Genomic DNA, 4,846 nt, shown 5'->3' with positions numbered 1-4,846 from the left:
CGATCGTGTTGCTCAAACGGAACTCCACGGGCAAACATTGTCCCAGCGAATTCAGGAAGCACATTGACAATGGACAGCCAGACGGAAAGCGCCAGGCAGCCGAGCAAGCTGACAGGCAAAGCGGATTTTCTCACCGAGCTTGCAAATGTAATCGCCGCAGTCGGGACAGACAACTTCTACAATAGGGCTTCGCTTTTGTTGAGCACCGTCTTGCGCTGCGGAAAGCGATTGGTCATGCGCTATTCGGCCTACGACAGACCGGCTTTCATTCTCAACCAGGCGCTGACCGAGGAAGGCGTTGCCTACTATCTGGCAGGTCTTTATCGCGTCGATCCGCTCCACAAGCTGGCGCGTACGAACATTCAGCCCACCGTCGTGAGTTTACGTGCACTGACAACCGAGACTGACGAAAATTATCTGGCCGAGCTGGTCAAGATGTCAATCTACGATGAGCTCGCGATTGTTCTGCCCGCTTATGGCGGTGTCACCATCGCATTTTGCTGTGAGCGGCACCGAGTTCGTTTCGAACCGCGCGACTTTGAAATCGCCAATGCACTGCTCCCAAGTCTGGAGGCACTGCACAAGCTTCACATGGATCGCTTGTTCTTTGCAGCCAGAACAATCAACAGTAAAACGATCGACGAGAATTTCAGCAACGCCCTCATGGTGCTCGACCGGCGCGGCGAAATAGCTTATGCCAACGAGGCTTGGTCCATAAATCCCAAAGTGGCCACGGTACTTCCCCAAATTCTCAAGCAGATCGCTAATGCCGGTCCCGCTTTCTTGCAACTGGACAGCCAGCAAGTCGTGCATTGGGATCAGTTGCCCGACGATTTTTCCTTGGCGCCCAGCGGACACCTCATCGTAGTGGAGCGGCGATCGCCAGAGCCGCTTTCAACATCAGGAGAGGCCGCCCTTGACGCTTTTTGTCGGCAGCAAGATCTGACGCCTAGAGAAGCAGAAATAGTCCGGCTTTCGTTCGTAGGCCTTCCGAATGCAGCAATTGCCAAGCAGCTCGGCGTCTCCGTGGGAACGGTCAAGAACCATCGTTGGCGATTATACTATAAACTAGACATTACAAGCGAAAGAGAGATGTTTCATTTGTTTCTTTCCACCCTTCTTTCTATGGATAGTTCCCCCAAAAGCTGAAGGGCGGTCTTTCAAGTTCGCTGAAAAACGCCTATTTACACCAGCTGTTGCGCGGCAGTTTGGCCGAGAAGAATTCGCTCAATGCCGTCAACCAACGAATCGGCCATAGCCGCGCGGGCCTCCAGCGTGGCACTGCCGATGTGAGGTAATGGGACCACGCTTGGTATCGCTAGATACCTGGCGTCCATTGCAGGTTCGTTTTGAAAAACGTCCAAGCCTGCACCAGCGATATGGCCGGACAGTAAAGCCTCAATAAGCGCATCGTCATCGACCAGTTCACCCCGAGCAACATTCAACACCAAAGCGCCCGGTTTAAGCCAGGAGATGCGGCTAGCATCCAGATATTTGCGGGTATGCGGAGTGCAGGCTGCCGACAGGAGCAGCACGTCACAAGCTGCAAGGAACTCCCTGTCATCGGCGACGAAACGCGCGCCTCCCTCGAGATCTCGAGGAAGAGGCGCTCGGTTTTTGTACGCGACGTTCATGCCGAACGCCTGTGCGCGCGTCGAGACCTCGCGGCCGATACTTCCCATCCCATAGATGCCGAGCACTTGGCCCCTGAGTTCCCTCCCCAGAAGCAAGGTCGGCGACCAGCCCATCCACTGGCCGGTTCGCACCAGATCGACGCCTTCTAGGAGACGGCGCGTCATAGTCAGCAAGAGCGCAAGGGCTAAATCGGCAACAGAGTCTGCGAGAACGTTAAATGTCTTGATGACGGACACGCCGCGCTCGCGCGCGGCATCGATATCGACATGCTCGTGGCCTGCCGAGTAAAGGGCGATAATTTGGACGGTGTTGGGTAGAGCCTGGAAAAACTCTCTATCCAACCGATACTTGACGGTGGTGACGACTACCCTAGTGCCGTCAGCCGCCCTGAGCACGCCCCCAAGAGTCTGGTCCGAAGGTTGCAGAATTTTCAGGTTCGGGAAGGTGTTCTGGAACGCGCGAACAGCCTCTGCGGAGAGTTCCTCCGTTAGAAGGATCGGAAAGGCGTCCATTTTCGAGGACACTAGCGCCTCGTCCAGCATCGCCACTCGCGCCATAGGCTCGCTGCGTTCCAGATCAGTCATTGGATCGGCTCCTGTGCGACCTGAATAATCACGCGTTTTGAGACGCTCTCGGCGTCACGCGGATTTCCTCACCAAGCAGCTTTTCCAATCCTCGCACCACGGCCGTGCTGTCCTGGTCCCCAAACCCGAATGAACGACTGAGCTGAAAGACCTCTGTGGCGGCGTTGGCGATATTGAGTGGAAGGCTGGTCATCTCGCGGGCCATCTTCACCGCTTGGCTCATGTCCTTGTAAGCAATGTCGAGTCTGGCCTCGGCTTCAAACTGGCCAGCAAACACCTTGGGCACCATCCACTGGATAATGGGACTGTTGGAGTGCGAATTGGTGAGCATATGGAAGAAGGTCTGTGGGTCCAATTTCAACGCCTGCGCCAGCGCGAGCCCTTCAGCTACAGCTGCGACTTCGACAAATCCGATCATGTTCTGGACTAACTTGGCCGCGTGGCCCGCGCCAATTTCACCAAAATGGTAGAGATTGCTGGAAAATGCTGAAAGCAGCGGTCGCGCCTCGTCAAAGTCGTCAACGTCCCCACCCCCCATGATTGACAAGGTCGCAGCACGAGCCCCGTCGACCCCACCGGTAACGGGTGCGTCGATCAAACGTCCTCCCATTTGGGCAAAGCGCTCCGCCAAGCGCTTTGTGTCCGCTGGATAGCAGGTGCCCATGTCGACAGCGAGATGGTTCTGCCGCATTCCAGCCGCAACACCGGCTTCGCCGAACAGTACCTTCTCAACCTCTCTAGAGGTGGGCAGTATCATCAAGGTGATATCGCTCGCTGCCGCCGCCACCGCCGCAGATTCGACCTCGATAGCTCCCTGAGCTTTGAGGCGTTCAATCGGCTCGCGATTGCGATGCGCCACGACGAACACCTCGTGACCAGCACGGAGGAGATGTTCGGCCATTGGTTCGCCCATAAGGCCCGCGCCCAGGAATACGACTTTCATTTTTTGCCTGCCTTCTTTTCGTCTTCTTCAAGGACGTTTACGCCCATGTATCGATCGATCACGTTGGCGGAAACTACCTCTTCCGCCGTCCCTTGCCATTTGATGAGGCCCTTCTCGACTATGTGAATGGCGTGGCCGATGTCGAGAACCAGTCCAACATTCTGCTCGACGATTACGACCGCCACGCCTTCAGCCGCCAAGCGCCGTAKGATCACCCCGACCTGCGTAACCAACCGGGGCATGAGTCCCTCCGTGGGCTCATCCATCAGAAGCAGTCGGCATCGCATGGACAGGCTGCGCGCGATCCCGACCAGCTGTTGCTGTCCGCCACTCAATGTTCCGGCCAGTTGTCCCAGCTTTGGTTCGATCTCCGGCAAGACTTCCAGTATTTCTCTCAGCGGCCGCGGGTTCGACACCGTCCTAGCGGCAACCTGAATGTTTTCGAGAACCGACAGGCGCGGAAAGACCCTGACGTCCTGCGGCATGTAGGCGACACCAAGCCGAGCGATCGCATCCGCAGACATCCCAAATGTTGAACTGCCCAGGATAGCGATGTCTCCTTCGACCCTCGGCCCCAAACGCATTAGCGATTTGAGCAAGGTTGTTTTCCCCGCCCCATTGCGCCCCAAAATTGCGGTCACGGCGCCTGCCTGGGCGCAAAGGTTCAAGCCTTGTAGAACCTGGGCCTTGCCGTAATACGCCCTAAGGTTAGTGACCTGCAGCGCTTCCAAGATACAATTCCTTAACGAGAGGATCGCGAAGTACTGCCTCCGGCAGTCCGGAGGCAGCGACAGCCCCGGCCGCGAGCACAGTTACCTTGTCGCTGGTTTGCGTGACGACGCTCATGTCATGCTCGATGATGATGACACCGGCTTTGCTGCGTAACCGATCGCATATAAGCCGGATCATGTTGTCGGTTTCAGCAACGCTCATGCCCGCCGTCGGTTCATCCAGCAGCAGCACCTTTGGCTTGGTCGCCATGGCCATGGCCATTTCGAGAATCCGTTGGTCGCCATGCGAAAGCGTGTCGACTTGTCGCTCCGCACTCTTAGCCAATCCCATTTGCTCGAGCAGTTCGGCGCGCTCATGGCCAAGCGCATCACTACCCCGAACCGCGAGCTGCATATGTTCGGCCACGGTCATGCCGCGAAACAGGCTGGTGATCTGGAATGTACGCGACAAGCCGAGCCGCGTACGCCGCTGGGGGGAAAACGCCGTAATATCGGCGCCCTCCAAGAGTATCCGTCCGCTGGTCGGCCTGAAGACGCCGCTCACGATGTTGATGAAAGTCGTCTTCCCCGCGCCGTTCGGACCGATGATTGCCAAGACCTCCCCGTGGTGAACACCCAAGGATACGTCTTTAAGTGCCTGGAAGGCGCCAAACATCTTGCTGACCCCTTCCACTTTGAACGCTTCGTTTTCTAGCGGCCGCAAGATTTCAGCCCTTCGTCAGGTCAACATCGGCGTCGTAGATCGTGGAATCCTTTGGGGCGATACCATACTTGGCAAGCGCTCCTCCCTGCATCTGCAGAAGGAATATATCCATGAACGCCTGATGATCCTGCGCCCGCATCGCGACCTCACCCAGCGGGAAGAGTGGACCCCTCGGATAGGACGGCACCGATTCCGCGTGTTTGATTAGCGCTGCCGTATCCGCCTTTGTTTTCCAGCCACCTTGCTCGAC

General features: G+C 56.9%; 6 protein-coding genes. 1 reads left to right on the top strand and 5 read right to left on the bottom strand.

Translation table 11 applies throughout. The features are described from left to right. The first annotated feature begins 69 nt into the window (after positions 1–69). Positions 70–1,149 carry a helix-turn-helix domain-containing protein gene (locus AC1DWF_RS30245; RefSeq protein ID WP_476789442.1) on the top strand — a complete coding sequence of 360 codons (1,080 nt, stop codon included), beginning with the start codon at positions 70–72 and terminating at the stop codon, positions 1,147–1,149. 35 nt (positions 1,150–1,184) lie between these two features. Here AC1DWF_RS30245 and AC1DWF_RS30240 read toward each other — a convergent pair whose 3' ends face one another. The 5 genes from AC1DWF_RS30240 to AC1DWF_RS30220 form a co-directional block, all read right to left on the bottom strand. Further along, complete coding sequence (locus tag AC1DWF_RS30240) at positions 1,185–2,219, bottom strand: NAD(P)-dependent oxidoreductase (RefSeq protein WP_476786926.1); 1,035 nt, start codon at positions 2,217–2,219, stop codon at positions 1,185–1,187. 28 nt (positions 2,220–2,247) lie between these two features. Further along, positions 2,248–3,162 (bottom strand): NAD(P)-dependent oxidoreductase, encoded by a 915-nt coding sequence (locus AC1DWF_RS30235; protein WP_476789440.1) that lies wholly within the window; start codon positions 3,160–3,162, stop codon positions 2,248–2,250. Further along, the gene (locus AC1DWF_RS30230) at positions 3,159–3,893 is read right to left on the bottom strand and encodes an ABC transporter ATP-binding protein (protein ID WP_476842440.1); all 735 of its coding nucleotides are present in this window, start codon (positions 3,891–3,893) and stop codon (positions 3,159–3,161) included. The genes AC1DWF_RS30235 and AC1DWF_RS30230 overlap by 4 nt, the downstream gene beginning before the upstream one ends. Continuing rightward, entirely contained in the window at positions 3,871–4,596 is a 726-nt protein-coding gene (locus AC1DWF_RS30225) for an ABC transporter ATP-binding protein (RefSeq protein WP_476789438.1), read from the bottom strand. The genes AC1DWF_RS30230 and AC1DWF_RS30225 overlap by 23 nt, the downstream gene beginning before the upstream one ends. 4 nt (positions 4,597–4,600) lie before the next feature. Then, positions 4,601–4,846 (bottom strand): hypothetical protein (locus tag AC1DWF_RS30220; RefSeq protein WP_476842439.1); only part of this gene is annotated, 246 nt, incomplete at its 5' end.

The sequence above is a fragment of the Aminobacter sp. P4_D5 genome (assembly GCF_056401815.1).
The sequence above is the reverse complement of the archived record's forward strand: the minus strand, read 5'-3'. Positions and strand labels throughout refer to the sequence as shown.